Here is a 22,070-nt window from a genome sequence, read left to right on the forward strand (position 1 = left end):
TTTGCTGAAATGCCACCCCAGTTAAAAAATAATTATCATTGTTTATGAGGTGATTTATTATTTATCAATAAGTTAGTGGTGGATAATTTTTGTTTTTTTCGTGAAGCCTTAACGCAACTGATAACCGAATCTGCCAGAACGGCAGGTGTCCGATCGCGCGGCAAGGCATGGCGCTATTTTTGCATCGAATCCGTACTCAATCCTGATTCCACTCCAGAGAGAAACCTGTCTCCGCAGGCTGATATATACCCTGGGATGGTCTTAACCACTGTGAACCGCCGCAACCTTTCGGTCCATTGCCTTCAGGCAGATACAGATTCAGACGTTTCTGGGAATTTGATTCGTCAATCCACGGTGAACCGATTTGTCATCGCGTATTTTACCGCCGTGGAAATTTTCGCAGGTGGTGACCGTTTATGCAGCACGAATAATCTTAATTAAGGATGCACCGGTTTCACCCACATTGACGAATTTATGCCCCCATTCTTTTGCTGCGGGAAAGTTCCGTGCCGCTTTGTCAGCTCACCGTACCCACAATGCGCAGATCCACCTCATCCGGCACTTCGTTATAGGAAAGCACGTGCAGCCCGGCGGCGAACAGGCGGCTGTAGCGAGCAATCAGCGGCCGCAGCTGCGGCGTGACCAGCAGCACGGAGGTCAGGTTCTGCGCCTTCAGCTGTTCCAGCACCACCGGCAGCGTGGTTTGCAGCTGGGTCAGAATATTCGGATCGACCGGGAAGCTGTCCAGGCTGACTTTTCCGGCCTGCTGTGCCTGGTTCAGGGACCCCAGCAGCAGGTTTTCCAATGTATTGTCCAGCGTGTAGGCCGACAGCGGCTTGCTGTCAGGCGCTATCGCCGCCACCATCGCCCGGCGCAGGGCGAAGCGCACATCGGAGGCCAGCAGAATCGCATCTTTGGTGATCGCCGCACTTTCTACCAGAGTGGTGGCAATGGTGGCGATGTCCTTCAGCGAAACCTGATCCTGTAGCAGCAGGCGGTAAATCTTCAGCTGCTGGCTGTAGTTCAGCGCGGCGTTGAGATCTTCAGCCAGTCTGGGTGCCGTACCCGACAGGCGCAGATTCAACTGGGTGATATCGTCATAGTTAAACAGCTCCGGCAGATGCTCGCGGGTGACCCGGTTAATATGCGTGGCGATAACGCTGGCGCAGTCCACCACCTGATACCCGAGGTTCAGCGCCTGCGGTTTCATTTCCGGGGTGATCCAGGTGACGGCCAGGCCGTAGGCGGGATCGGTATCCAGCACGCCGTCGATCTCGCCGTACTGTTCCGCCGTTGGGATCGCCATCAGACGATCCGGATGAACCTCGCCCACCGCCGTGCGCACGCCGTTCACCTTGATCGCATACTGCGCCGGCTTCAGGCGGAAGTCTTCGCGAATCGACATCTCCGGCAGCAGCACGCCGCTGGTTTCTGACACCACCTGGCGTACGCCGCGCACGCGCAGAGTCAGTGGATTACCCTTCGATTTATCCACCAGCGTCACCAGCTTGTAGCCGAGGTTCAGCCCCAGCGGCTCAATCAGCGGGATGCTTTCCCAGCAGACGTTTACGCTATCGCTGTCGTCCAGCGCGCTGGTCAGCGCAGCGATATCCTGCTCGCTCTGCGCGGGCTTTTCGATAACCTTGCTTTGTCGCCAGGCGGTAAACACCAGCAGGGCGGTAAACACCAGGAACACCAGATGCGGCATGCCGGGCACAATCGCCAGTACGAACATCACGAAGGCGGCGGTATAAATCGTGGCGGGTTTAGCCATCAGCTGGCGGTGAATATCGTCGGAAATTCCGCTGCTGTCGTCATCGCTGACGCGGGTAACGATAATCGCCGCCGCCGTTGCCAGCAGCAGGGAAGGGATCTGTGCCACCAGGCCGTCACCGATGGTCAGCAGCACGTACTGATCGAACGCCTGGCCGGCATCCAGATTGTGCTTGAAAATCCCGATCAGAATACCGCCGACCACGTTGATGATCAGAATCATAATCCCGGCAATGGCATCGCCGCGCACAAACTTCGAGGCGCCGTCCATCGCACCGTAGAAGTCGGCTTCGTTAGCGACGTCCTTGCGGCGAATGCGCGCCTGCTCCTGATTAATCAGCCCGGCGTTGAGATCGGCATCAATCGCCATCTGCTTACCGGGCAGGGCGTCGAGGGTGAAGCGTGCCGACACTTCGGAAATACGCTCGGCCCCTTTGGTGACCACCACGAAGTTGATTGTGGGCGCGGTGTCAAAAGAGGAGCGGCAGGAGATTGTCGCTAACCTGAACGGGACCTCGATTTTTGACGGCACGGTATTCAGCCCGATTAGCGATCCGGCGGCGATTGCCGGTCCTGCGCCCATTATGACCAGCCTGCCTGTGCAAGCCGCCGAGTCGAGCGAATCCGCGGAGCAGGAAGCGTCGCAGCCGGAGTCGCTGGAAAATGTGTTGTCGCGTTCGGATCGCGAGCTCAATGAACTGGGTGAGGCGATAGCCCGTATCACGGCGGAGTTAAACGCGCAGGGTAATCTGACGCTGGAAAAAGTCCCGCAGGGCCTGCGCATTCTGCTGCAGGACGACGACGATCGGGTGATGTTCGAACGCGGGAGTGCGCAGATGACCCCTTTCTTTACTCGGCTGCTTAGCGAGCTGGCCCCGGTATTTAACCGTATTGATAACAAGGTGATCATCAACGGCCACACCGACGCGGCTAACTACCGTGATAACGCCGGATACAACAACTGGAATCTGTCCGGCGATCGCGCGCTGGCGGCCAGAACGGTGCTGGAGAAAGGAGGGCTGGAGGCGAAGCGAGTACTGCAGGTGAACGCGATGGCGGATCGCATGCTGCTGGACCCGAAGAACCCGCTGTCGGCCCGTAACCGCCGTATCGAGATCATGGTGCTGACCCAGTCAGCATCGGACACGCTGTATCAATTTTACGGGCGTAACGGCGTCAAGGTAGTTAAACCGATTGCCGAACGCCTGCAGTGATTCTGTCAGTGCCTTGAGTCAGAGAGCTGGGCTCAGCCGGCGGCAATTTGCCGCCGGTTTTCTTAATGCTGCACGTGCCTGCGGCGTATTTTATCCTGATACATGCTGCTGTCCGCATCGTGGACCGCCAGGTCCGGCGTACAGGCCAGCGGATTTGCCGCGATAACCCCCAGGCTGGCACCGCCGTAATCAATCAGATTGCCGCGAAGCTCATACCTTCCTGTTAGTTTCTCCGCCAGCTGTGCTTTAAACGTCTGCACGTGATCGTCGCTGACGGCGTCGATCTGCGGCCCCAGACTGGCGATGATAAATTCATCCCCGCCCAGGCGACCAATGATATCTTCCGGCCCGGCAAACTGACGCAGCCGCTGGGCAATCGACTGTAGGAACCGATCGCCGCTTTCATGGCCGTAGCTGTCGTTAATGGCTTTAAAACCGTCGAGATCGACAAAGGCCACCAGCACCGAGCGTTCCTCTATGGCCGCCGCGGCAAACAGTTTTGGCAGATGGTTGAACACGGAACGACGATTGGGTAGCCCGGTCAGTTCATCGGTCATACTGACGGCGGTCAGCGCATCGTTGGCTTCGCGCAGCTCCTGCAGCAGCTGCTCTTTACGAATGTACTGGCCGATCAGTTCGGCAAACAGGTGGATAATCTGTTCCGCACGATCGGACAGTGGATGGCTTTGCGCACTGGCGGCGCAGAGCGTGCCGTATAAAACGCCGTCGCCCAGCATGACTGGCGTACTGAGGTAGGTGGTGATACCCAGCGCTTTGGCGGCTTCAGAATCGGGCCAAACGCCGGGTACATCGTTGGTGAAGCTGCGGCCATCTTCCATCGCGCGTTTGCACAACGTATCCTGCCACGGCACCGACAGGCCTTCGGGGATCTGCATTTTCTGCGTGTTACGGGCATACAGGATATGCTGAAGCCCTTTGGCATCATCAATATGCGTCAGGTAGGTTGATTCCATATCGGTAACCAGTTCGAGCATTTCCAGCAGCTGGCGCACAAAACCTTCCAGCGTTCTTTCCGATCCCAGCGCCGTTGAAATACGTTCAATCAAGTTTTCGGACATAGATCTTTTTCCTGGTAGTGAGGTCAAGCATGCCCCTGAAAGCAGAGGCTAAATTTACAAATAGAAATCGGGCTGCCTTCTCGCTATATATATGAATATGCGGAAGCGTATAACGTTATTAAATTCTCTAAATTCAGTAAGTTTTGTTATAAAACGGCAAAAAATGACAGGCGTAATTATAACGACCCGTAAGCGCCTGCTGCCCTGATAGCGGGGCAATCTGCGCGTGAAAAACATCAGTGTTGTGATTGGCCAGCTTAAGTGCCGGAGCAAATCGACTTTATTTGGTAAAAAAAGCGTAAACGTATTCAGAAATGCATAATTACAGATGAAAAAAATTATGCAATTTATACACGCAATGATCAATACGTACAGGTATCAACGCAGATATATTGTGTTAATTAATGGCGTTATCAGATTTGTGCCATTCAATATTGGTCCAACCAGTTTGCCGTTACCGCTTACTGACTGCCGGGCATTGCCGCGCCGGAAGCGATAAACCATACCAAAAACGCCATTGCGGCAATAAAGATAACGGTAGGGGCTATCGCTCTTTTATTCACGGCTGCATACCTTTGAAGGGGGCTGAAAGAGTGTTGCACCGTTCGCTGAAACGGCACGCTGGCGGCGATGATAGCACAGGCGCCGTTGCTGACGATCGCTGAAAGCAGCCCGACAGCCTACTTTTTCAGATTACCCCCTGGTTCCGGCTGCGATTCGATACCCGGAATTTTCTTGCGTGCGGACGCGGCAAGCTGCTGGCGTTCATGCTCATCCAGCTGCTGATAAAAGAAGCGCGCGGTGGCCTCTGCTACCTGCTGACGCTCCTGATCGATGGTCACCAGATGATAACTCTCCTCCAGTTGAATAAATTCGGTTTTACCACCGTAGTGCCGTTCAACGTAACGGGAATTGGAAATATCCGTCACGTCGTCCTCACGCGCGTGGATTAACAGGGCCGGCACTCGGGTTGTCGGCATCACTTTTTTTGCCTCCCCGGCAAGGCGCAGTACCTCGCGCAGCATCACTCCCGGTGTGTTGGTGTGGCCGGCGGCCGAACTGTCCCCGCTTTGCAGTTTCAGCACGATGCGCTCGCGCAGCTGCTCGTTTTTAATGCCATACGGCGGTGCTTCCTGAAAGTGATAGTTGTTGCGAAACAGCGGGATTTTAAGCAACAGCGGCAGCATAAATGAGAATTTTGATACCGCCCAGCCGTTACATTTCAGCGTGATGGCGTAGAGCGCCAGCCCGCGCATATCCGGAAAATGATGAGCAAGAATAATCCCCATTGATGCTCCGGCTGACAGCCCACCGGCGAAAACCTGATAGCCTTCTTCAGTCAGCCGCTTATATTCCGCGGCGATTTCCCGCAGCCAGTCCAGCCGGGTCGTTTTCAACAGCGCGTTCATATCCGAGCAGTGGCCCGGCAGCACGGGAATAGAAACGGTAAATCCATAGCGATGCAGGCGCATCGCGATGGAGTCCATTTCTTTTGGCGTACCGGTAAGTCCGTGAATTAACAGCACGGCGATACGGCTTCCCCGGTGAAAAATAGCAGTGGTCATTGTGCCGTGATACTCCGTTCATTATCTGCCTGATAAAACACTTTTAATTCTCCACGGGCCAGTAAACGTTGCCCGCAGGCAACGTTGAATTCCAGCATGGACAGGTCAGCAAGTTCAGTCGTAATGGCGACAGAAATCAGCAGCGTTTCTCCTGTTCCTGCGTCGTCAAAGAGCTGAAAATTATTGACCGAGGCCAGCAGTGCAGTTGCAGACTCCCGGCCTTTGGCGGCGTCGACACCCTTTAACGCACAGGCTGCCTGAGCCGCAAGTTCAATGTAACCGCAGCGGTCGAGCGTACCGTTTTCATCTAACAACAGATGATCGGCATGCAGTTTTACGGATGCCTGTACTCGCGGCCCCTCGATACTGAGAATACTGTCGATACAACACATTCCTTCGCGATGAGGGATCAGGCTCTGCGCCGATAAGGGGAATATCATCCGTGCTCCTCGTAATAATCAGACTGCCTGCGCCATTGAAGTTTTTAAGATAAACTCCTGAAGTTCACCGAGCGTTTTAATGCTGACCAGCTCGGTATTCTTACCAATATTGATAGCAAACGCTTTTTCGAAGGCGACGACCATATCGACAGCGTCCAGGCTGTCCAGTCCCAGATCTTCGTACAGCTTTGCTTCCGGATGCAGATCGCTCAGCTCCAGTTCAAATTCCTCAGCCAGGATCTGATTAACTTTTTCCTTCAGTGCGTTCTTATCCATTATATTTTCCTTAATATCAGGGTTGAAATAATGCCCCCAAGGGCAAAACTGTTTTTCAGTACGTGTTGCACCGGCGTAGTGGTGAGCCCGTTGACGTGTCGAATGCTGTCGCATTGATCATCGGGATTATCAAGATTGAGAGTAGGGATCAGCATCCCCTGCTGAAGCATGCCGATGCAGGCGATAAGCTCCAGTGCGCCACTGGCCGCCATGGTGTGCCCCAGATGCCCTTTCAGGCTGGACACCGGGACCAGTTTTCCGCACAGCCCGGCAATCGCCTCGCTTTCGGCGATATCGCCTAACCGTGTGCCGGTGGCGTGGGCGTTAATGTAGCTCAAGGCATCTACCGGGATCCGGGCGTTGTTCAGTGCCTGCTGCATACAGCGGCGAAGCGGTAACGGGTCAGGATTAGCAATACTCGACACATCGCTGGCGGAGGCAAACCCGGTAATTTCTGCCAGAATCGTCGCGCCTCGCGCCAGGGCCCTTGAGCGGGATTCCAGCAGCAGTATCCCGGCGCCTTCTGCACAGACCACGCCGTCACGCTGTTGATCAAACGGACGTGGCGTGGCGTGAGGATGCTCGTTGAAGCCTCTTGAAGCGGCAGCCATATGATCGAATGTTGCAATCGTCAGCGGATGGAATTCATCGGCTCCGCCGCACAGCATCGCATCCTGCAGGCCGCAGGCAATCGCCTCATAGGCCATACCGATCGACTGGGCGCTGGAGGCGCAGGCTGATGTTACTGCCATCACCCGGCCGGTAATATCCAGTGCCTGCGCCAGATTTGACGCGACGGAATGGCCCATAATGCGGAAGAAGTCGCGCGCTTTAACGGCGGCAAACTGACGGGCAACCAGGTAGTTTTCAAAAATAGAACGCCAGGTATCAATGCTGCCCATTGTTGAACCCACGATAACGCCAAAGCGCGGATCGGACAGCCGTTCGCGAGGAAAGGCAGCCTGTGCCAACGCTTCCTCTGCGGCCAGCAGGCTCCAGCATGACATCGGGGACATTGTGCGACGATGGCGGCGTGGAATACGGGTTGTGTCGAGACGCGGGACGCGCCCGGCAACTTGCGGCACGTCCTGCGTATCGCTGTAGTCGTGCTGCGGCAGGCGGCCGATCCCCGATTCACCACGGGTTAAGGCGGCCATCATTTTCTCTGCACCGGCACCGAAAGGAGATACGGCACCCACACCGGTGATAACGACTCTTCTTAACGGCATGCTCTGACTCCGTTCAGTAGATTCTGGTGATCCAGCAAATAGCCACAGGCGAGAAACGCTGAAATCGTCGCGCCCATCACCCCCGGGCCGGTCACCGCCTGGCCAGCCACGAACAGGCCAGCAACGCGAGTCACCGGCAGCGGATTAAACTGCGTTATATCGTGTGCTACGCCGTACATTCCCGCGCCCGGTGAATAGAGATACTTTTGTAATGTCGCGGGAGTGGCACCGTCCACCAGTCTCAATCCCTCGATTTCAGGTACGGACCGGCATAATGAGGCGTAAAGCGCGTTGAGACGCTGCTTTTTCTGCGTCCGGTAGGCGGAGGGGCGTTTGCCGCTGCCGGTGCCGTAAAACGCACGGTATTCCGCAGCGTCACAGGGGATCGTCGCAACAAAATCAACGGAATCAAATAGTCCACTTTCGCGATTAAGCACTGACGGACCCGGCATAATATAAAACGGCCCCGAAGTACCCCGGTGATGAGGTTTAAAAGCTTCGGTAAATGACCGGGCATGCTGACAGTAAAGAAGATTCTTTTTATCCAGCAGCGGCGGCGGCTCGGTTCCACCGGAAAGATACAGCAGATGTGCCGACATGCCATCGTAGAGCTGATTCATGCGATTCACCGCCGCCGGGCGCAGCGCTTTTTCTGGCAACATCTGCGGCAGAAAACCCGGGTGCCCGGTGTAAATAACGACAGAGCAGCCCAGACGCTCGCCGTTATCCAGTTCGACTTCGCTCAGCGTACCGTCAGATTTACAGTGGATCTGCACGGCGCGACGATTGCAATGCAGCACGACACCTTCTTCAGCCAGGCGCTGTTCGAACGCCTTAACCAGCGACAGCCCACCCTGAGCAAAGGTACGGACGCCGCCAAAATGCGTCCCTGCCACGCGGGCGTGCTGCAGGAAAGAGACGTTCTCAGGTGAAACGCCATGGTACAGGCAGGGGATCGCCAGCAGGGACTGTAACCAGGGATCGCGGATAAAACCGGCAATATAGTTCTGTAGTGGGATATGCCATCGAGGATCGGTTTCATCCCTGAAGGGGGAGCCCTGTAGCGTGTGAAAAGCAGAGGAATAATAGGCGGCCTTAACGTCGGCCATATAGCGATGGATTCCCTCTTTCTCTGCCGGAAAATCGGCACAGAGGCCTGCCAGCATTTTGTCGTAATCGGCGGCCAGCGAAAAGTCACCGCGATCGGAAAAACGCACGGTTTCAAAGCAGTGACGATCGAACTCGACGCTGGGCAGATCGCGTATACCCAGGTAACGCAGATAGGCGGTTAACACGCCATGTGGCGACAGTTCACCGACAAAGTGAACGCCGCTGTCGAAGTAGACACGGCTTTTCAGAAAGCCGCGCAGAGTGACGCCCGGTTCTTTCGCTCGCTCGACGATTGACACGCGATAACCATGCATGGCGAGTAGCAGCGCAGACACCATTCCTGAAGCGCCCGCCCCGATAATCACGGCTGAAGGTCTGGTTGCCATATTAAAAACCTATTACCAGGCTGGAGTTGGTGCCACCAAAACCTGCCGAATTACACAGCGCTGACGTTAACGGCCGCTGGCGGATTTCGGTAATGATGTCCAGATGTGAAGTGTCTTCATCGGCCCCATCAAAGTTAATGTTGGCGGCCATAAAATCGTTCCTTGCCATCAGGCAGCTGTACACCACCTGGGCGGCCCCGCTCATCCACAATTCATGACCGGTCATGGATTTAGTTGAAGAAACCGGCACGCCACGCTCGCCAAAAATATCAAGAATATTGCCGGCTTCCATCGCATCCCCTAGTGGGGTCGATGTAGCGTGCGCACAAAGATAGGAAATATCCTGCGGCATCAGTTCGGCATTTTTCAGCGCCATACGCATCGCGCGGCCCAGCCCGGTGCGGCTCGGCGCGACGATATTTTCACCATCGGAGGAGAAGCCGTAACCGAGAATCTCTCCCCAGATCGGCGCCCTGCGTGCAACGGCAAGATCGTAGCGTTCCAGCATCAAAACGGCGGCACCGCCGCCGGGTACAAGCCCGTCGCGGCTTTTAGCAAACGGCCGACTGGCTGACTGCGGGTTATCAACGCGGGTTGAAAACGCGCCCAGTCCATCAAAGCTACAGGTGGCCTGCCAGTTGATTTCCTGCGCTCCGCCGCAAATGATGCGATCCTGGCGCCCAAGCATAATCAGGTCTGCGGCCTGACCTACCGCGTGTCCGCTACTGGCACAGGCACCGCTGATTGACCAACTTGCTCCCTGCGTACCCAGAATGGCATTGAGATTTATGGTGGTGGTGGAGGTCATCGATTGAAATACCAGGCCACTGCCCAGTCGTGACGTATCACGCACCTCTTCAAGGCGGTTGGCCTGTTCAATACCGGCCAGGACGCTGGAGTCACAGCCAAAAATCAATCCACTTCGGTCGTTACGAATGTCATCGGGTGACAGGCCGGAATCATCCAGAGCGCAAAATGCGGCTTCAGCAGCCCATTCAACGAACTGCGGCGTGGTTTTACGTTGTTTACGGTTTAGCGGAAAATGGGGAGAGAAGTTTTTTATTGCACCGGTTAACGGTGAATTAAAGCCTAAATCCTGCCGTACAGGATCGATGACGATGCCAGAACGGCCGTGATATAACGCATCAGTGACTTCACTGACTGAGGTTCCAATACTGGAAACAATCCCTAATCCGGTAATAGCAACACGGTGTAACATATCCACTCCCTGTTCGAATGATGGAATATTAATACGATGCGCAAGGCATCATTCTATTCACAATAGAACCCCCGCAATCCTGCGTGGGGATATGCTTACGTCTGCAAGTAACCCGTTCTGGCAATATGCTCTTGAGTGCCAGATGTAAAAAGGCTCTATTTCGTTATCGTTTAAAGTGCTTTATCATTAATAGATATTGTTTTGGCATCTTACCGTTTTATGCCGTTTTTCATTTTAATTATTAATGCTGCGTTTATTAAAAGTAATTTTTTATGTTTCTGTGGTGTCTAATTAATGAATATTATTATTCTAATGTAATAATTTTTTAATTTTAAATAGAGTTAAAATGATTATCGAGTAGCTTATAGGCCCTGTTCTGTATACGAAGGAGATAATTAACATGGATACAACGGCAACACGACAGAGGCCAGAGTGCCACGTCGCTCTGGTGACCGGAGCGAGTAGGGGAATTGGCGCTGCAGTTGCGCGCAGGCTGGCCGGAGAGGGTTTTTCACTCTGGTTGAACTACCGCCGTGAGCACGCTGCTGCCGAAGCGCTGCGTGATGAAATCGTCGCTGCCGGGGGGGAGTGTCGATTACTGCCTTTTGACGTCTCTGACGCCAAACAATGCCGTGAGGTGCTGGAGCCGCTGATCGAGCAGTTCGGCGCGCCTGCGGTGCTGGTGAATAATGCCGGTTTCGCCTGCGATAAGGTCCTGGCGATGATGACGCGTGAGGAGTGGGACCGTGTGTTGCAGGTGCATCTGGGGGGCTTTTACAATGTGACCTCGACCGTGCTGCCGGCAATGCAGCGCAGGCGGGGGGGCCGCATTATCAATATCGCCTCCACCGCCGGGCAAACCGGCGTTGCGGGCCAGGTCAACTATTCGGCTGCGAAGGCCGGGTTAATTGGTGCTACTCGCTCACTGGCGGTTGAGCTGGCGCGCCGCAATATTCTGGTTAACGCCGTGGCCCCGGGGTTTATCAGTACCGATATGACATCGGCGCTGCCGCTGGAAAGCATTAGCAATACGATCCCACTGCGCCGCGTTGGCGAACCCGAGGAGGTGGCGTCCGTTGTCAGCTTTTTCGCTTCTGAAGGGGCCAGCTATATTACTGGCCAGGTGATTGGCGTTAACGGTGGATTATTTACCGGCTGATAGCATCGGAGGGATCTGACCCAGCTTCCAGCGCTGACAAAATGCGGCATAGAAGTCGGGCTGCTGGGTCAGGTACTCTCCCGTTTTTAATGTAAACATCTGCACGCTAAAGCCCGTTGCGACCGTCTCGCCCTGTGTGTTAATAATTTTATAAGACATGTTCATCCGCGCCGCTTCACTCCAGTGCAGGCGAGCGACTATCCGGCAGCGTTCGGCGAACGCCAGCGGGCGATGATAGTTAACAAAAAGTTGTTTAATCGGCGCCGGGACCTGCTCCCGATAAAGCGTGGAATAACCGATACCCAAATGTTCTCCCAGCGCAACGCGCGCATCTTCAAAGTAGCTGGCATAGTGTCCGTGCCAGACAATTTCCAGCGTGTCCACTTCGTCAAAACGCACAATACGGTCAACGCAGTATTCAATAGGTGTTGGTGCCGCACTGCCGTCAAGGCAGTGCGATGAAGTAAAATAGGGATATCGCGTCATTGCCATGCCTCGGTATGCTCCAGTTCGAAAACGAGGCTTGTGCAATCTATCTCATTACTGGAAATCACCGCCTGGTATTCGCCAGTATGGCGGCCTGGTTTGACGGCAACGGACACCGTTTCCCCCGGTTTTATTGGATGTAAAAACTTGCAGCGTTTAACGCCGGCCAGCTGCGCACTCTTTCCTGCGGCAGCGGTGTAGCGGGCCAGCATAATTTGTACGATTCCTGGCAGGAGCGGGTTATCGGGAAAATGGCCGCGAAAGCCGGAAAATTCAGCCGTTAAAATAAAACTACAGTACATTTTATCCGGCTCGCCTTCCCGGCAAATTAATTGCGGCGGTGAAACGACAAAGCGGGATAATTCTTCGGATAATCCGGGCATCTTCTTCTCCCTTTGGGTGCAGACAGTCTTGTCAATGATACTCATCAGATAATCTGTTTTTTGTCGTGAAATGGCGTCGGATATCTATATTAGGCTATTGCCCGATGTCATGTGGTGAGATTTCATTATTTTGTAAGGGTTGGGTATTTTCTTTGGAAAATAAGTGTGAATCATTTTTTAGGAAGCGGTGTGATTGCTGGAGTTGTTTGATATTTAATGCGTAATTCTAATTATAAGTAAATGATAATAAATGTTGGGATTGGAGTTGGGGTTGAAATTAATGATGAGATAATACCGGGGCAGATAATACGGGGTGGACACATCACCACCCCGTAAGTTATCAATCAGAACAGATCGACCCGGACATCCAGACCCGCAGTACGTCCATTGTTTACCTGGGCGTAGGCCGCACCGTTCTGCACGATGCCGTAAGTGCGGTAGCGGCGATCCATCAGGTTATCGACATAAGCGGCAATGTTCACCCGCTCTGTAGCCTGCCAGCCGAGGCGGATATCGGTGGTGGCATAGCTGCCCTGGCGCAGGGTGTTATCGCCGTCAAAATAGTGCTCACCCACCAGATTCAGCGCCAGGCGCGGGGTCAGTGCTCCCCACGGCGTGTCGACGATGCCGTTCAGGCTGGTTCCGGCGCTGAAGCGCGGTACGAACGGGACGCGGTTATCGGCATACAGCTCGCTGTCGCCGGTAAACTCGGAACGTACCCAGTTGCCGTTAACATCCCAGGACCATCCCGGTGTAAACGTCCAGCTCGCGCTCAGTTCAGCGCCCGTCGCATCGGCGGCACCGGCGTTGCTCAGGCTTTGATAGCCCACCGGGCCGGAATAGAGCTGTAGATTTTTGGTGTGGGTGTAGAACAGCGCGCCCTGAACCCGCAGTGCATCGCCTTCGTAGCGGGTGCCGATTTCATAGTTAATCGACTTCTCCGCATCGTACGGCGCGGCGCTGACCATCGGCGTCGGCTGGATGCTGAACCCGGCCGGTTTGTAGCCCTGCGCCACGCGCACATAGCCGCGCAGCTCGGGCGTAAACTGCCAGCCCGCCGACAGCTGACCGAGCAGATTGTCGTCGCGGGTTTTCCCTTTGTCGCCCCAGCCGTAGCCCATACTGCTGCCGTTGTAGTCCGTTTTGGACCTGTCGTGGGAGTAGCGCAGCCCGCCGCCGAGGTCGAAACGATCGGTCAGGTGCCACGTCAGATCGCTGTACGCCGCCAGCGTTTCATTGGCGGTCCAGCCACGGGTGCTGCTGACTGGAATGCCGCTGTAAGTATAGGCGGAGTCCACCGTTTCCCGGCTGTTCTGACGGTAAAGACCAAACACCATATCCACCGGCGTGTTGCCGCCGAAGGTGGCCGCGCGCAGCTCCTGGGTGTCCTGATTCCAGCGTTCCGGCAGGCTGGCGTTATAGGCCGAATAGGGGAATTCACGCTGATAGTTTTGCTGCTGCCAGGCACCGATCAGACTGAACAGCCAGCCTTCGGTACGGTACTGGGTGCTCAGCGACTGGCTGTGCGTGCAGCGGCGCAGATGGGGATCGCCGCTGCCGTCGCTGATTTCCAGCGTGCGGTTCTTTTCATTATCGTACGGCAGATAGGTGTCCTGGGTGGCGTGGGTGCACTCTTCGCTGACCGCCACGCTGGCTTCCCACGGCTGGTCTTCCGGTGCCAGACTCAGACGGAAATCGCCCAGATTGGTACGCGATCCGCCCAGATTATCGCTGCCGGTCGCCGGGTTGGTCATCGATCCGTTATCCACCTGGCGCAGCAGAGTGGCGCTGCCGTACAGCAGGCCGGGGGCGAGCGGGCCGCTCAGATTCACCTTGGTGTGATAGCCGTCCCGGCTGGCGATGCCGCCTTCCACATAGCCGTGCGGCGTGTCATCCGGTTTCCGGGTGACGATGTTGATAATCCCGCCCTGTGCGCTTTTACCGTACAGCGTTCCCTGCGGGCCGCGCAGCATCTCCACGCTTTCCACATCGCCCAGCGCCTGCATGGCATAGGTCGACATCTGCGGGACGCCGTCCACGTAAATGCTGACCGCCGGATTATAGAAGTCCTGCGCCGACGAGATGCCGCGCAGCGACACCGACTGGAAAATCAGGCTACCGCTGTTGCCCATCGTCAGGCCCGGCAGCACTTTCGGCAGCTCGTCGGTGCGCGTCACGTTGGCCTGCGCCAGCTCTTCCGCACTGACCTTCACCGAGGAAACGTTCTTTGCGGAAGCCGAGTCCGGTGACTGTTTACTGGCGTTGACCAGCATCGTATCTGACGGTGAGTCGTTGGTCGCTGCGGCCAGCGCGAGGGGGCTGAGCAGCAGGCTGCTGATGACCAAAGGAGTAAGGCGCAAGACAAGCATAGAGGCATCCCGGTGAGTAAAGAAAAAATCGAGCTTACGTGAGCGCGGGCGAAAAACGGTTGCACAGTACGGACGAACATTGCACGATAAAGCTAAATAAAAATCATTATCACTCGGAGGGCCTTGTGTCTGATTCACAGCTGGCTAAACTGCCAACGTCGGGAATGCGGCGCTGGCAGCTGACGCCGAAGATCCGTTTAACCTCGGTGCAGGCCACGCTGGCCGACGATCTGGAACTGCGCGGGGAGGGCGATGCTCACCTGTCGCTGGTGATGATGTGCGAGGGGGCCGGATGGTTCCGCCTCAATCGGCAGGCGATTCAGCACTACTGCGCGGACAGCTTCTGGCTCTCCTGCGCCAGCGGCCGCTGCCAGGGCTATGATTTTTTCCCTCGGCATCACTTTTACCATTTGCTGATCGTCGACTTCTCGCCGGAGCTGCTGTCGCTGGTGGAAGAGTGCGGCCTGCGAGTGCCCGGTGATGAGCCGAAGGTGTTTAGCGCAGCGCTAACCGAACCGCTGAAGGCGACGATGATGGCGATTCAGCAGGGATGGAATGAAGCTTCGCCGCTGGCTGCACTGCATCTTGAAAGCCTGGCGCTGAATGCGCTGTGGCTGGCGTTAGGGCAGCTGCAAACGCAGCAGGAAGCGCGTCCGCTACCGACGGCATCCCGGCTGCCCAGCCGCGAGCGTAAGCGGCTGATTGCCGCCCGTGATGTCATTCGCCAGCAGGCCAGCGAACCGTTGTCGATTGAAGAAATGGCGCGCACCGCCGGGCTGAGCCTGATGGCGTTTAAACGCGGCTTCCGCGCCATGTTTGGCATCACGCCATGGAACTACGTGATTGAGTGTCGGCTAAAACTGGCGCAAAACCTGCTGGAAGAGAGCGCGCTGCCGCTGAGCGATATCGCCCTGCGCTGCGGCTTCGCCCACGCCAGCCACCTGACGCGATTTTTCCAGCGTCAGTATGGTCAGCCGCCGGGGCGCTATCGCAGCAGCTGTCAGCAGGTCCGCATGGCGGGCTGAGCCGCCACGACACATTTAGCCGCACGGGAGTAGAGATGAACAGCCAGAACAATCAACCGCAGCCCGCGTGGCTGCGTGCCGGAAGTAACGCAGCCGGGCAACTGCCGGACGATCGTCGCCGCGCTGCGCTGGCGGCGTTTCTCGCCGAAAGCGAAAGCCTGGCCCCGCTGCTGATGCTGCACAGTCTGATGCGGCTGGAATTTTGTGCGGAAGATCGCTGGCAGATTGCCGATCGCCGTCAGCAGCTGCGGATTGCCCCCTGCTTCGACGAACTGCTACAGCGCTGGCATCTGCACTTACTTGATGAGGGGCTGCTGGACAGCCACGACGATGACATCTGGACGCTGTCACCGTGTGCGCCCGCAGAGCACCAGCTGGAACAGCGTATTGATGATGCACGGCATCGCCTGCGGCAGCTAATGAACTGGCTGGACGATGCAACGCCGCTGGCGGAAGCGCTCTTCAGCCGTTCACAGCAGATGGAAGACTGGCTTCGCGCGCCGTCGCTGGCGAAGGATTGGCGGCCGGATCTGAATCTGCATCAGCTGCTGCATATGCCGGGAATTATCAGCGACTATTTTGCCGGCATCGCCGTCAGCGTGCTGCCCCTGCTGCTGGATGAGAGTCGCAGCGACGTTCCCAGCCTGCTGGCGCTGGGCCACACGCCGCCGCGCCTGCAGGATTGCCTTACCCGCGTTGCCGCCTCGGTGGTGCCGCTGGATAGCGAACGTTCACTGGCCGACCAGCTGCCCGGCGACAGTCTGCATGATGCGGTGGTGCTCAGCGACCTGCTCAACCAGCCTTCCCCCGATCATCTGCTGGCCGAGCTGCGGCCCTGGCTGGCGCCGGGTGCGGTGCTGATGCTGCTACAGAATACCGCAGAGCGGCCGCTGCACTGGGTAACTCCCGCTGCGGTTCAGGCCCATGCACGCGTGGGGCAGCTGGAAGCGCACTGTGAGCATCGCTGTCAGCAGATGCTGAGCCAGGCGGGTTTTGCGCTGCTGCAAAGCTGGCCGCAGGCGGATTCGCCGATGGCGTTCGCCGGTCAGCGGCTGTTTGTCGCCCGTTACGATCCTTCTTCTTATCGTTAGCTGCTGAGGTTTGATATGTCTGAAGTGATGATTGATACCCGCGCCTGGCCGCTGGTGCACTATGTGATGCCCGAGCGCGTGGCGGATGAGGATGCGCCGCAGCACATCGCGGCGCTGCAGGCGGTGCTCGATCGCCAGCAGCCGTTCGTGCTGATTTTCAGCGGCGTGGAGCTGCCGAAAGATTCCGCCCACTTCTTTCGCCTGTATAAGAAATGGGGCAGCGAAACGCGCGCTGCCCAGCAGCGCTACTGCCGGGGCGCAGTGAGGGTTGAACCGGATGAGGCTAAGCGCCGTTCGCTGTGGCGTAAAGCGCTGCGCTATCTGACCACCCGCACCATACCTTATCCCTATGAAGTTGTTGCCAGCGGGGAGCAGGCCGAACAGCAGGCGCAACGCTGGTTGCAGGATCTGAGTTAACCCCACTTCGGACAAACTATGACGGTTGAAACGGTATCACCGCTGCTGACGCTGCGGCGGCTTCTTGCTGCGGAAAAATCAACGCTGCTGCTGGCGTTGACGATCTCTGCCAGCAGCGTATTGCTGGAGTTATTGCCCTGGTATCTGCTGTGGCGGGCGGTGGGCGTGGAGCAGCAGGGCGGTTCGCTGCTGCATCTGGGAGGCTGGCTGGCGCTGGCGCTGGTGTGTAAATATCTGCTGGCTTCGCTGGCGGGCTATTTCAGCCATCTGGCCGCCTTCCGCGTGCTGCATCACACCCGCCTGCGCATCGCCCGCGCCCTGACCCGGTTGCCGCTGATGCAGCTGGCCCCTTTCAGCGCGGGCAGCCTGCGCAAAATCATCATGAACGACGTGCAGCGGCTGGAGGACTTTATTGCCCACCACACCGTCGATCTGATCTCTGCGTTATTCAGTCCGCTGATTGCCGCACTTTTTCTGTTCTGGCTGGACTGGAAAATGGCGCTGGCGGCGCTGCTGACCGTGCCGCTGGCAATTGTCGCCCAGCGTCTGTGCCTGCGCGGTATGGCCGAGCGTACCCGGGACTATCACCTGGCGACCGAGCGACTGAATTCGGCGCTTGTGGAGTATGTGCGAGGTATCCCGGTGATGAAGGCATTTAGCCAGGATACGCGTTCTTTCCGCCTGCTGGACGACAGCCTGCGAGACTATCACCAGCTGGTGGTACGTTTTACCCGGCGAGCGGTTCCTGCCTGGTCGCTGTTTGTGGTGCTGCTGAATGCCAGCATCTTTATTTTGCTGCCGCTGGGATTGTGGCGCGTGAGCCAGGGAACACTGTCGGTTTCTGCGCTGCTGTTGATCCTGATGCTCGGCAGCGGGCTGCTGAAACCGCTGCTGCGCGTGACCTTTTTTGGTTCGCTGATCCGTGAACTGTTCGCCGGTCTGAGCCGGATGGCACCGTTTCTTGATGATGCCTCAGAGGGACATTCCGCCACCACGGTGACTTCGCAGAGCGGTATTACGCTGATCGCCCGCGATCTGAGTTTCAGCTACGAGCAGCGCACGGTGATAGATACGCTGAATATGACGCTGCAACCCGGCGGATTTTATGCGCTGGTGGGGCCATCCGGCGCAGGAAAATCAACGCTTGCAGGGCTGCTCTCTGGGATGCTGCCGCCAACGAGCGGGGCAGTGCTGCTTGGCGATGTGAAGCTGGCCGATATCGATGATGCCACCCGTTCCTCGCTGCTGGCGGTGGTCAGCCAGCAGGTGTTTCTGTTCAAAGGTTCGCTGGCCGACAACCTGCGTCTGGCTCAGCCGCAGGCCAGCGATGAACAGCTGTGGCAGGCGCTGGAGATTGCTCAGGGGCGTGCCTTTGTCGAGGCATTACCGCAGGGGCTGGCGACAACAATCGGCGAGGGCGGGGCGCGGCTTTCCGGCGGTGAACGCCAGCGTATCGCCATCGCGCGCGCTCTGCTGGCGGAGACGCCGCTGCTGATCCTTGATGAGGCCACCGCTTTTGCCGATCTGCTCACCGAGGCTGCCTTCTATCGGGAACTCCGCCAGCAGCGCCCGACGGTTACCGTACTGACCATCGCTCACCGGCTATTCGCCGTTCAGCAGGCCGACTGCCTGCTGGTGATGGAAGCGGGGCGGTTAACCGGATGCGGAACGCATCAGCAACTGCTCAGTGAGCACCGGCTTTATCAACAGATGTGGCACAGCCAGTCTCAGCTGACACAGTGGCAAATCCGCCGTGAGGAAGAGACCCATGTCAATGCTTAGTCCGCTTCAGCGCAGTGCGGAAGGCCGCCGTCAGGTGCTGACCGGGATGTTGCTGAGGCTGATAGCCCAGCTGTGTACGGTTGCGCCACTGTTTATTGCCTGGCTGGCGATCGGCGACATCACGCCGGGGGCAGGAAGCTGGTCGCACTGGCCGCAGCTGCTGACGGCACTGCTGGCCTGCCTGCTGGTTCAGCTGTTGTGTTCCCACGTGGGTCAGCTCTGGTGCTTTGTTGGCAGCTACGAGGTGATGCAGCGCTACCGTGAAGCGGCGGCGGAACAGCTGCGTCGGCTGCCGCTGGGTTACTTTCAGCGCCACCGGCTCGGGGCCACCACTCAGCTGCTTACCGACCATATGATGCGGGTCGAGCAGATTTTTTCTCATCTGCTGCCGGAAGTGGTGACCGGGATCGGCACCGCGCTGATTTTTATCTTGATCCTGCTGGCGATCAACGTGCCGCTAACGCTGGCGCTGATTGCCCCGCTGCCGCTGGCAGTGCTGTTGCTGTGGGGGGGATCTCACTTTTTACTGCGCGGCACCCATCGACAGAGCGAGCGGCTGCTGCGGGTGTCCGGGCTGCTGATCGAGTTTATCGGCGGAATTAAAACGCTGCGACTGTTCCACCGTCATCAGGACATGCTGGCGAAGCTCGACGACGCGTTCGGTGAGATCCGCCGCGCCAGCATGGGGCTGGAAGCCTGGGGAGCCGGGGCGGTGCAGCTGTTCCGCCTGTTTACCGAACTGGGACTCGTGGTGCTGTTTATCGTGGCGGGAGGACTGCTGCAACAGCAGGCGCTCGATCCCCTGACCTGGCTGCTGTTTATTCTGGTGTCGATCAAAGTGCTGGAGCCGCTGCTGGATGCTGCCGCTTACTTCACGTTAATGAGCGTGATGCGGCAGTCGCAGCAGCGGCTGGACGCGCTGATGGACGAACCGGTGCTGAATGAAGAGAATTGCGCGCCGCTGCCGGAAAACAATGCGATCCATTTTACCGATGTGCATTTTAGTTACGATCGACAGCCGACAATTCAGGGTGTTTCATTTGCTGTGCCTGAAGGCAGCGTCACCGCGCTGGTTGGTCCGTCTGGCAGCGGTAAAAGCACGCTGCTGCATCTGCTGGGGCGCTTCTGTGAGCCGCAACGGGGGGAAATTTCGCTCGGCGGCGTGCCGCTGGCGCAGATTGGTACCCGCGCGCTGTATCAGCGTATTGGCTATGTCTTCCAGGATGTGCAGCTGTTCGATGGCTCGGTGCTGGATAACGTCCGCCTTGGCAGGCCGGATGCCAGCGAAGCCGACGTGATCGCCGCCTGCCGTGAGGCGTGCTGCGATGGATTTATCCAACAGCTGCCGCAGGGATATCACACGCGTTTGGGAGAAGGGGCACAGCGATTGTCGGGTGGTGAGCGGCAGCGTCTTTCGATTGCCCGCATGATGCTGAAAGACCCGCCGGTGATCCTGCTGGATGAAGTGACGGCGCTGCTCGACCCGCTTTCACAGGCGGATATTCAGCAGGCGCTGACCCGTCTGGCGCGCGGCCGCACGGTGTTGATCATCGCCCATCGCCTGCGCACCGTAGAGTACGCCAGCCAGATTTTGGTCATGGAGCATGGCCAGATTGTCGAACGCGGTAGCCATCAGCAACTGTTGGCACAGGGGGGGATCTATCGGCGCATGTGGCAGGAGCAGGAGTAAACCGGCATCGTTAGCGTGCGGGAAAAATCAGGTGGTTTTCCACACCAGAAAGTTCTGCAATCGGGCCGATTTTCTGCGGGCGCTGAGTCAGTGACTATACTGGTAGCTGTGAAAACCAACCGGAGGATAACGATGACCATTCATAAGAAAGGACAGGCACACTGGGAAGGCGATATCAAGCGCGGTAAAGGCACCATCTCAACGGAGAGTGGGGCGCTGGATAATCAGCCCTATGGTTTTAATACCCGTTTCGAAGGCAAACCCGGCACCAACCCCGAAGAGCTGATCGGGGCCGCGCACTCGGCATGCTTCTCAATGGCGCTGTCGCTGATGCTGGGCGAGGCCGGGTTTACGCCTGAGAGTATTGATACCGTGGCCGACGTTTCACTGGATAAAGTCGATGGCGGCTTTGGCATTACAAAAGTGGCACTGCAAAGCAAGGTGAAGCTGCCGGGTATCGCGAAAGATGAATTTGATAAAATCATTCAGCAGGCCAAAGCGGGCTGCCCGATTTCTAAGCTGCTGAGTACTGAAATCACCCTCGATTATCAGTTGGAAAACTAGTCTGGATACGGGGCTTATCCATAATTTGCCCACAGTGTTAAGAATGCGTAAGCCCCGAGAAAAAGATCCGCTAATCCGGCGGAATTAGGAGTTCGGGAGATAGGGAAGTGTTGACGGATGCCCGATATTGCTGGGTAACGACAGTATGCAGGTCGTGAGCAAATTGAGGGCATCAAGATGAAAAAAACAACACTGGCACTGGTTCTTAGCGTATTAACCGCAAGCAGCTTCTTTTCCACCTTCTCGCACGCTGACGGCCCGGGAAATGGTCCGGAACGTCAGTGGCATCAGCAGGGTGGGGGCCAGCCTGACCGGGGCGATCGTCACGATCGCAACGATCGCGGCGGCCCGGATCGTCATGACAATCGTGGACCCGATCGCGATAATCATGAGCGCTTCCGCCCAGCCGAGCGCGATCGCTTTGCCTGGAACGGCCACGACTTCCGCCGCGGACAGCCGCTGCCGCCACATTTCCGTGGTAACGACTACCGGGTGGATGACTGGCATCGCCGTGGTCTGTATGAACCGCCGCGCGGCGCGTACTGGGGCTACATTGACGGCAACTACGTGCTGATTGCCGCCGCCACCGGCGTGATCACCTCGATCATTCTGGGCAGTGCCTTAGGCCACTACTAAGCTGATTCTGACCGGCGGCCGCTGCCGCCGGTTTTTTACTTTTCGGGGCATCATTTCTGTGACAAAAGACGCTTTGCGTTATCCCCAACCTCAGTCTTCCATCCCGCACCGACGACAAAAAAACGTCTGGCACACTTGATACAGAAACATGTTACAGGCTCATCTTATTCATATTTT

General features: G+C 57.0%; 20 protein-coding genes and 1 pseudogene. 9 read left to right on the forward strand and 12 right to left on the reverse strand.

The features are described 5' to 3' along the window. Window positions 1–517: 517 nt before the first annotated feature. Window positions 518–2,230 (reverse strand): annotated as a pseudogene (locus IBT46_RS09635) (flagellar biosynthesis protein FlhA); the annotation flags it as partial. Here IBT46_RS09635 and IBT46_RS27700 point away from each other — a divergent pair. After that, window positions 2,211–2,987 carry an OmpA family protein gene (locus IBT46_RS27700; protein ID WP_370569428.1) on the forward strand — a complete coding sequence of 259 codons (777 nt, stop codon included), beginning with the start codon at window positions 2,211–2,213 and terminating at the stop codon, window positions 2,985–2,987. The pseudogene IBT46_RS09635 and the gene IBT46_RS27700 overlap by 20 nt on opposite strands. A 62-nt stretch (window positions 2,988–3,049) precedes the next feature. Here the strand turns inward: IBT46_RS27700 and IBT46_RS09645 are convergent, their stop codons facing one another. The 8 genes from IBT46_RS09645 to IBT46_RS09680 all read right to left on the reverse strand — a co-directional run bounded on the left by IBT46_RS09645 (window position 3,050) and on the right by IBT46_RS09680 (window position 10,291). After that, a complete protein-coding gene (locus tag IBT46_RS09645) occupies window positions 3,050–4,066 on the reverse strand; it encodes a sensor domain-containing diguanylate cyclase (protein WP_200545492.1) in 1,017 nt (338 codons plus the stop codon). Between the two features lie 461 nt (window positions 4,067–4,527). Beyond that, on the reverse strand, window positions 4,528–4,629 hold the full coding sequence (locus IBT46_RS09650; protein ID WP_172606533.1) for a YoaK family small membrane protein: 102 nt from the start codon (window positions 4,627–4,629) through the stop codon (window positions 4,528–4,530). A 117-nt stretch (window positions 4,630–4,746) separates the two neighbouring features. Beyond that, a complete protein-coding gene (locus tag IBT46_RS09655; protein ID WP_200545493.1) occupies window positions 4,747–5,631 on the reverse strand; it encodes a carboxylesterase in 885 nt (294 codons plus the stop codon). After that, window positions 5,628–6,023 (reverse strand): hypothetical protein, encoded by a 396-nt coding sequence (locus tag IBT46_RS09660; protein WP_200545494.1) that lies wholly within the window; start codon window positions 6,021–6,023, stop codon window positions 5,628–5,630. Before IBT46_RS09660 ends, IBT46_RS09655 begins: the two co-directional genes overlap by 4 nt. A gap of 66 nt (window positions 6,024–6,089) precedes the next feature. Next, complete coding sequence (locus IBT46_RS09665) at window positions 6,090–6,347, reverse strand: acyl carrier protein (protein ID WP_200545495.1); 258 nt, start codon at window positions 6,345–6,347, stop codon at window positions 6,090–6,092. Further along, the gene (locus IBT46_RS09670; RefSeq protein WP_200545496.1) at window positions 6,347–7,576 is read right to left on the reverse strand and encodes a beta-ketoacyl synthase; all 1,230 of its coding nucleotides are present in this window, start codon (window positions 7,574–7,576) and stop codon (window positions 6,347–6,349) included. Before IBT46_RS09670 ends, IBT46_RS09665 begins: the two co-directional genes overlap by 1 nt. Next, on the reverse strand, window positions 7,567–9,072 hold the full coding sequence (locus IBT46_RS09675) for an NAD(P)/FAD-dependent oxidoreductase (RefSeq protein WP_200545497.1): 1,506 nt from the start codon (window positions 9,070–9,072) through the stop codon (window positions 7,567–7,569). Before IBT46_RS09675 ends, IBT46_RS09670 begins: the two co-directional genes overlap by 10 nt. A 1-nt stretch (window position 9,073) precedes the next feature. Next, a complete protein-coding gene (locus IBT46_RS09680; protein ID WP_200545498.1) occupies window positions 9,074–10,291 on the reverse strand; it encodes a beta-ketoacyl synthase in 1,218 nt (405 codons plus the stop codon). Between the two features lie 400 nt (window positions 10,292–10,691). On the opposite strand from IBT46_RS09680, the gene fabG reads away from it, so the two are divergent. Next, window positions 10,692–11,450 (forward strand): 3-oxoacyl-ACP reductase FabG, encoded by a 759-nt coding sequence (gene fabG / locus IBT46_RS09685; protein WP_200545499.1) that lies wholly within the window; start codon window positions 10,692–10,694, stop codon window positions 11,448–11,450. Here the strand turns inward: fabG and IBT46_RS09690 are convergent. The 3 genes from IBT46_RS09690 to IBT46_RS09700 all read right to left on the reverse strand — a co-directional run bounded on the left by IBT46_RS09690 (window position 11,436) and on the right by IBT46_RS09700 (window position 14,688). Then, window positions 11,436–11,942 (reverse strand): acyl-CoA thioesterase, encoded by a 507-nt coding sequence (locus tag IBT46_RS09690; protein WP_200545500.1) that lies wholly within the window; start codon window positions 11,940–11,942, stop codon window positions 11,436–11,438. The genes fabG and IBT46_RS09690 overlap by 15 nt on opposite strands. Continuing rightward, window positions 11,933–12,364 (reverse strand): hypothetical protein, encoded by a 432-nt coding sequence (locus IBT46_RS09695; protein WP_200545501.1) that lies wholly within the window; start codon window positions 12,362–12,364, stop codon window positions 11,933–11,935. The genes IBT46_RS09690 and IBT46_RS09695 overlap by 10 nt, the downstream gene beginning before the upstream one ends. A gap of 299 nt (window positions 12,365–12,663) precedes the next feature. Further along, window positions 12,664–14,688 (reverse strand): TonB-dependent siderophore receptor, encoded by a 2,025-nt coding sequence (locus tag IBT46_RS09700; RefSeq protein ID WP_200545502.1) that lies wholly within the window; start codon window positions 14,686–14,688, stop codon window positions 12,664–12,666. A 125-nt stretch (window positions 14,689–14,813) separates the two neighbouring features. Between IBT46_RS09700 and IBT46_RS27705 the strand changes: the two genes are divergently transcribed. The 7 genes from IBT46_RS27705 to IBT46_RS09735 all read left to right on the forward strand — a co-directional run bounded on the left by IBT46_RS27705 (window position 14,814) and on the right by IBT46_RS09735 (window position 21,893). Next, entirely contained in the window at window positions 14,814–15,713 is a 900-nt protein-coding gene (locus IBT46_RS27705; RefSeq protein ID WP_146114107.1) for a helix-turn-helix domain-containing protein, read from the forward strand. A 35-nt stretch (window positions 15,714–15,748) separates the two neighbouring features. Further along, complete coding sequence (locus IBT46_RS09710) at window positions 15,749–16,804, forward strand: hypothetical protein (RefSeq protein ID WP_200545503.1); 1,056 nt, start codon at window positions 15,749–15,751, stop codon at window positions 16,802–16,804. Between the two features lie 15 nt (window positions 16,805–16,819). Beyond that, complete coding sequence (locus IBT46_RS09715) at window positions 16,820–17,221, forward strand: hypothetical protein (protein ID WP_200545504.1); 402 nt, start codon at window positions 16,820–16,822, stop codon at window positions 17,219–17,221. A gap of 18 nt (window positions 17,222–17,239) precedes the next feature. Beyond that, complete coding sequence (locus IBT46_RS09720) at window positions 17,240–19,003, forward strand: ABC transporter ATP-binding protein (RefSeq protein WP_200545505.1); 1,764 nt, start codon at window positions 17,240–17,242, stop codon at window positions 19,001–19,003. Then, entirely contained in the window at window positions 18,990–20,693 is a 1,704-nt protein-coding gene (locus IBT46_RS09725; RefSeq protein WP_200545506.1) for an ABC transporter ATP-binding protein, read from the forward strand. The genes IBT46_RS09720 and IBT46_RS09725 overlap by 14 nt, the downstream gene beginning before the upstream one ends. Before the next feature lie 132 nt (window positions 20,694–20,825). Further along, window positions 20,826–21,257 (forward strand): OsmC family protein, encoded by a 432-nt coding sequence (locus tag IBT46_RS09730; protein WP_105590976.1) that lies wholly within the window; start codon window positions 20,826–20,828, stop codon window positions 21,255–21,257. Between the two features lie 177 nt (window positions 21,258–21,434). Beyond that, window positions 21,435–21,893 (forward strand): RcnB family protein, encoded by a 459-nt coding sequence (locus IBT46_RS09735; RefSeq protein WP_200545507.1) that lies wholly within the window; start codon window positions 21,435–21,437, stop codon window positions 21,891–21,893. Window positions 21,894–22,070 lie beyond the last annotated feature (177 nt).

The sequence above is a fragment of the Erwinia sp. S38 genome, from assembly GCF_016624545.1.
GTDB lineage: Bacteria > Pseudomonadota > Gammaproteobacteria > Enterobacterales > Enterobacteriaceae > Erwinia > Erwinia coffeiphila.

Bases quoted from the DNA above. Each gene is read 5' to 3' on its own strand.
- IBT46_RS09645 (WP_200545492.1), bottom strand. From the start codon at position 4,066: ATGTCCGAAAACTTGATTGAACGTATTTCAACGGCGCTGGGATCGGAA.
- IBT46_RS09655 (WP_200545493.1), bottom strand. From the start codon at position 5,631: ATGACCACTGCTATTTTTCACCGGGGAAGCCGTATCGCCGTGCTGTTA.
- IBT46_RS09660 (WP_200545494.1), bottom strand. From the start codon at position 6,023: ATGTGTTGTATCGACAGTATTCTCAGTATCGAGGGGCCGCGAGTACAG.
- IBT46_RS09665 (WP_200545495.1), bottom strand. From the start codon at position 6,347: ATGGATAAGAACGCACTGAAGGAAAAAGTTAATCAGATCCTGGCTGAG.
- IBT46_RS09670 (WP_200545496.1), bottom strand. From the start codon at position 7,576: ATGCCGTTAAGAAGAGTCGTTATCACCGGTGTGGGTGCCGTATCTCCT.
- IBT46_RS09675 (WP_200545497.1), bottom strand. From the start codon at position 9,072: ATGGCAACCAGACCTTCAGCCGTGATTATCGGGGCGGGCGCTTCAGGA.
- IBT46_RS09680 (WP_200545498.1), bottom strand. From the start codon at position 10,291: ATGTTACACCGTGTTGCTATTACCGGATTAGGGATTGTTTCCAGTATT.
- fabG (WP_200545499.1), top strand. From the start codon at position 10,692: ATGGATACAACGGCAACACGACAGAGGCCAGAGTGCCACGTCGCTCTG.
- IBT46_RS09690 (WP_200545500.1), bottom strand. From the start codon at position 11,942: ATGGCAATGACGCGATATCCCTATTTTACTTCATCGCACTGCCTTGAC.
- IBT46_RS09695 (WP_200545501.1), bottom strand. From the start codon at position 12,364: ATGAGTATCATTGACAAGACTGTCTGCACCCAAAGGGAGAAGAAGATG.
- IBT46_RS09700 (WP_200545502.1), bottom strand. From the start codon at position 14,688: ATGCTTGTCTTGCGCCTTACTCCTTTGGTCATCAGCAGCCTGCTGCTC.
- IBT46_RS09710 (WP_200545503.1), top strand. From the start codon at position 15,749: ATGAACAGCCAGAACAATCAACCGCAGCCCGCGTGGCTGCGTGCCGGA.
- IBT46_RS09715 (WP_200545504.1), top strand. From the start codon at position 16,820: ATGTCTGAAGTGATGATTGATACCCGCGCCTGGCCGCTGGTGCACTAT.
- IBT46_RS09720 (WP_200545505.1), top strand. From the start codon at position 17,240: ATGACGGTTGAAACGGTATCACCGCTGCTGACGCTGCGGCGGCTTCTT.
- IBT46_RS09725 (WP_200545506.1), top strand. From the start codon at position 18,990: ATGTCAATGCTTAGTCCGCTTCAGCGCAGTGCGGAAGGCCGCCGTCAG.
- IBT46_RS09730 (WP_105590976.1), top strand. From the start codon at position 20,826: ATGACCATTCATAAGAAAGGACAGGCACACTGGGAAGGCGATATCAAG.
- IBT46_RS09735 (WP_200545507.1), top strand. From the start codon at position 21,435: ATGAAAAAAACAACACTGGCACTGGTTCTTAGCGTATTAACCGCAAGC.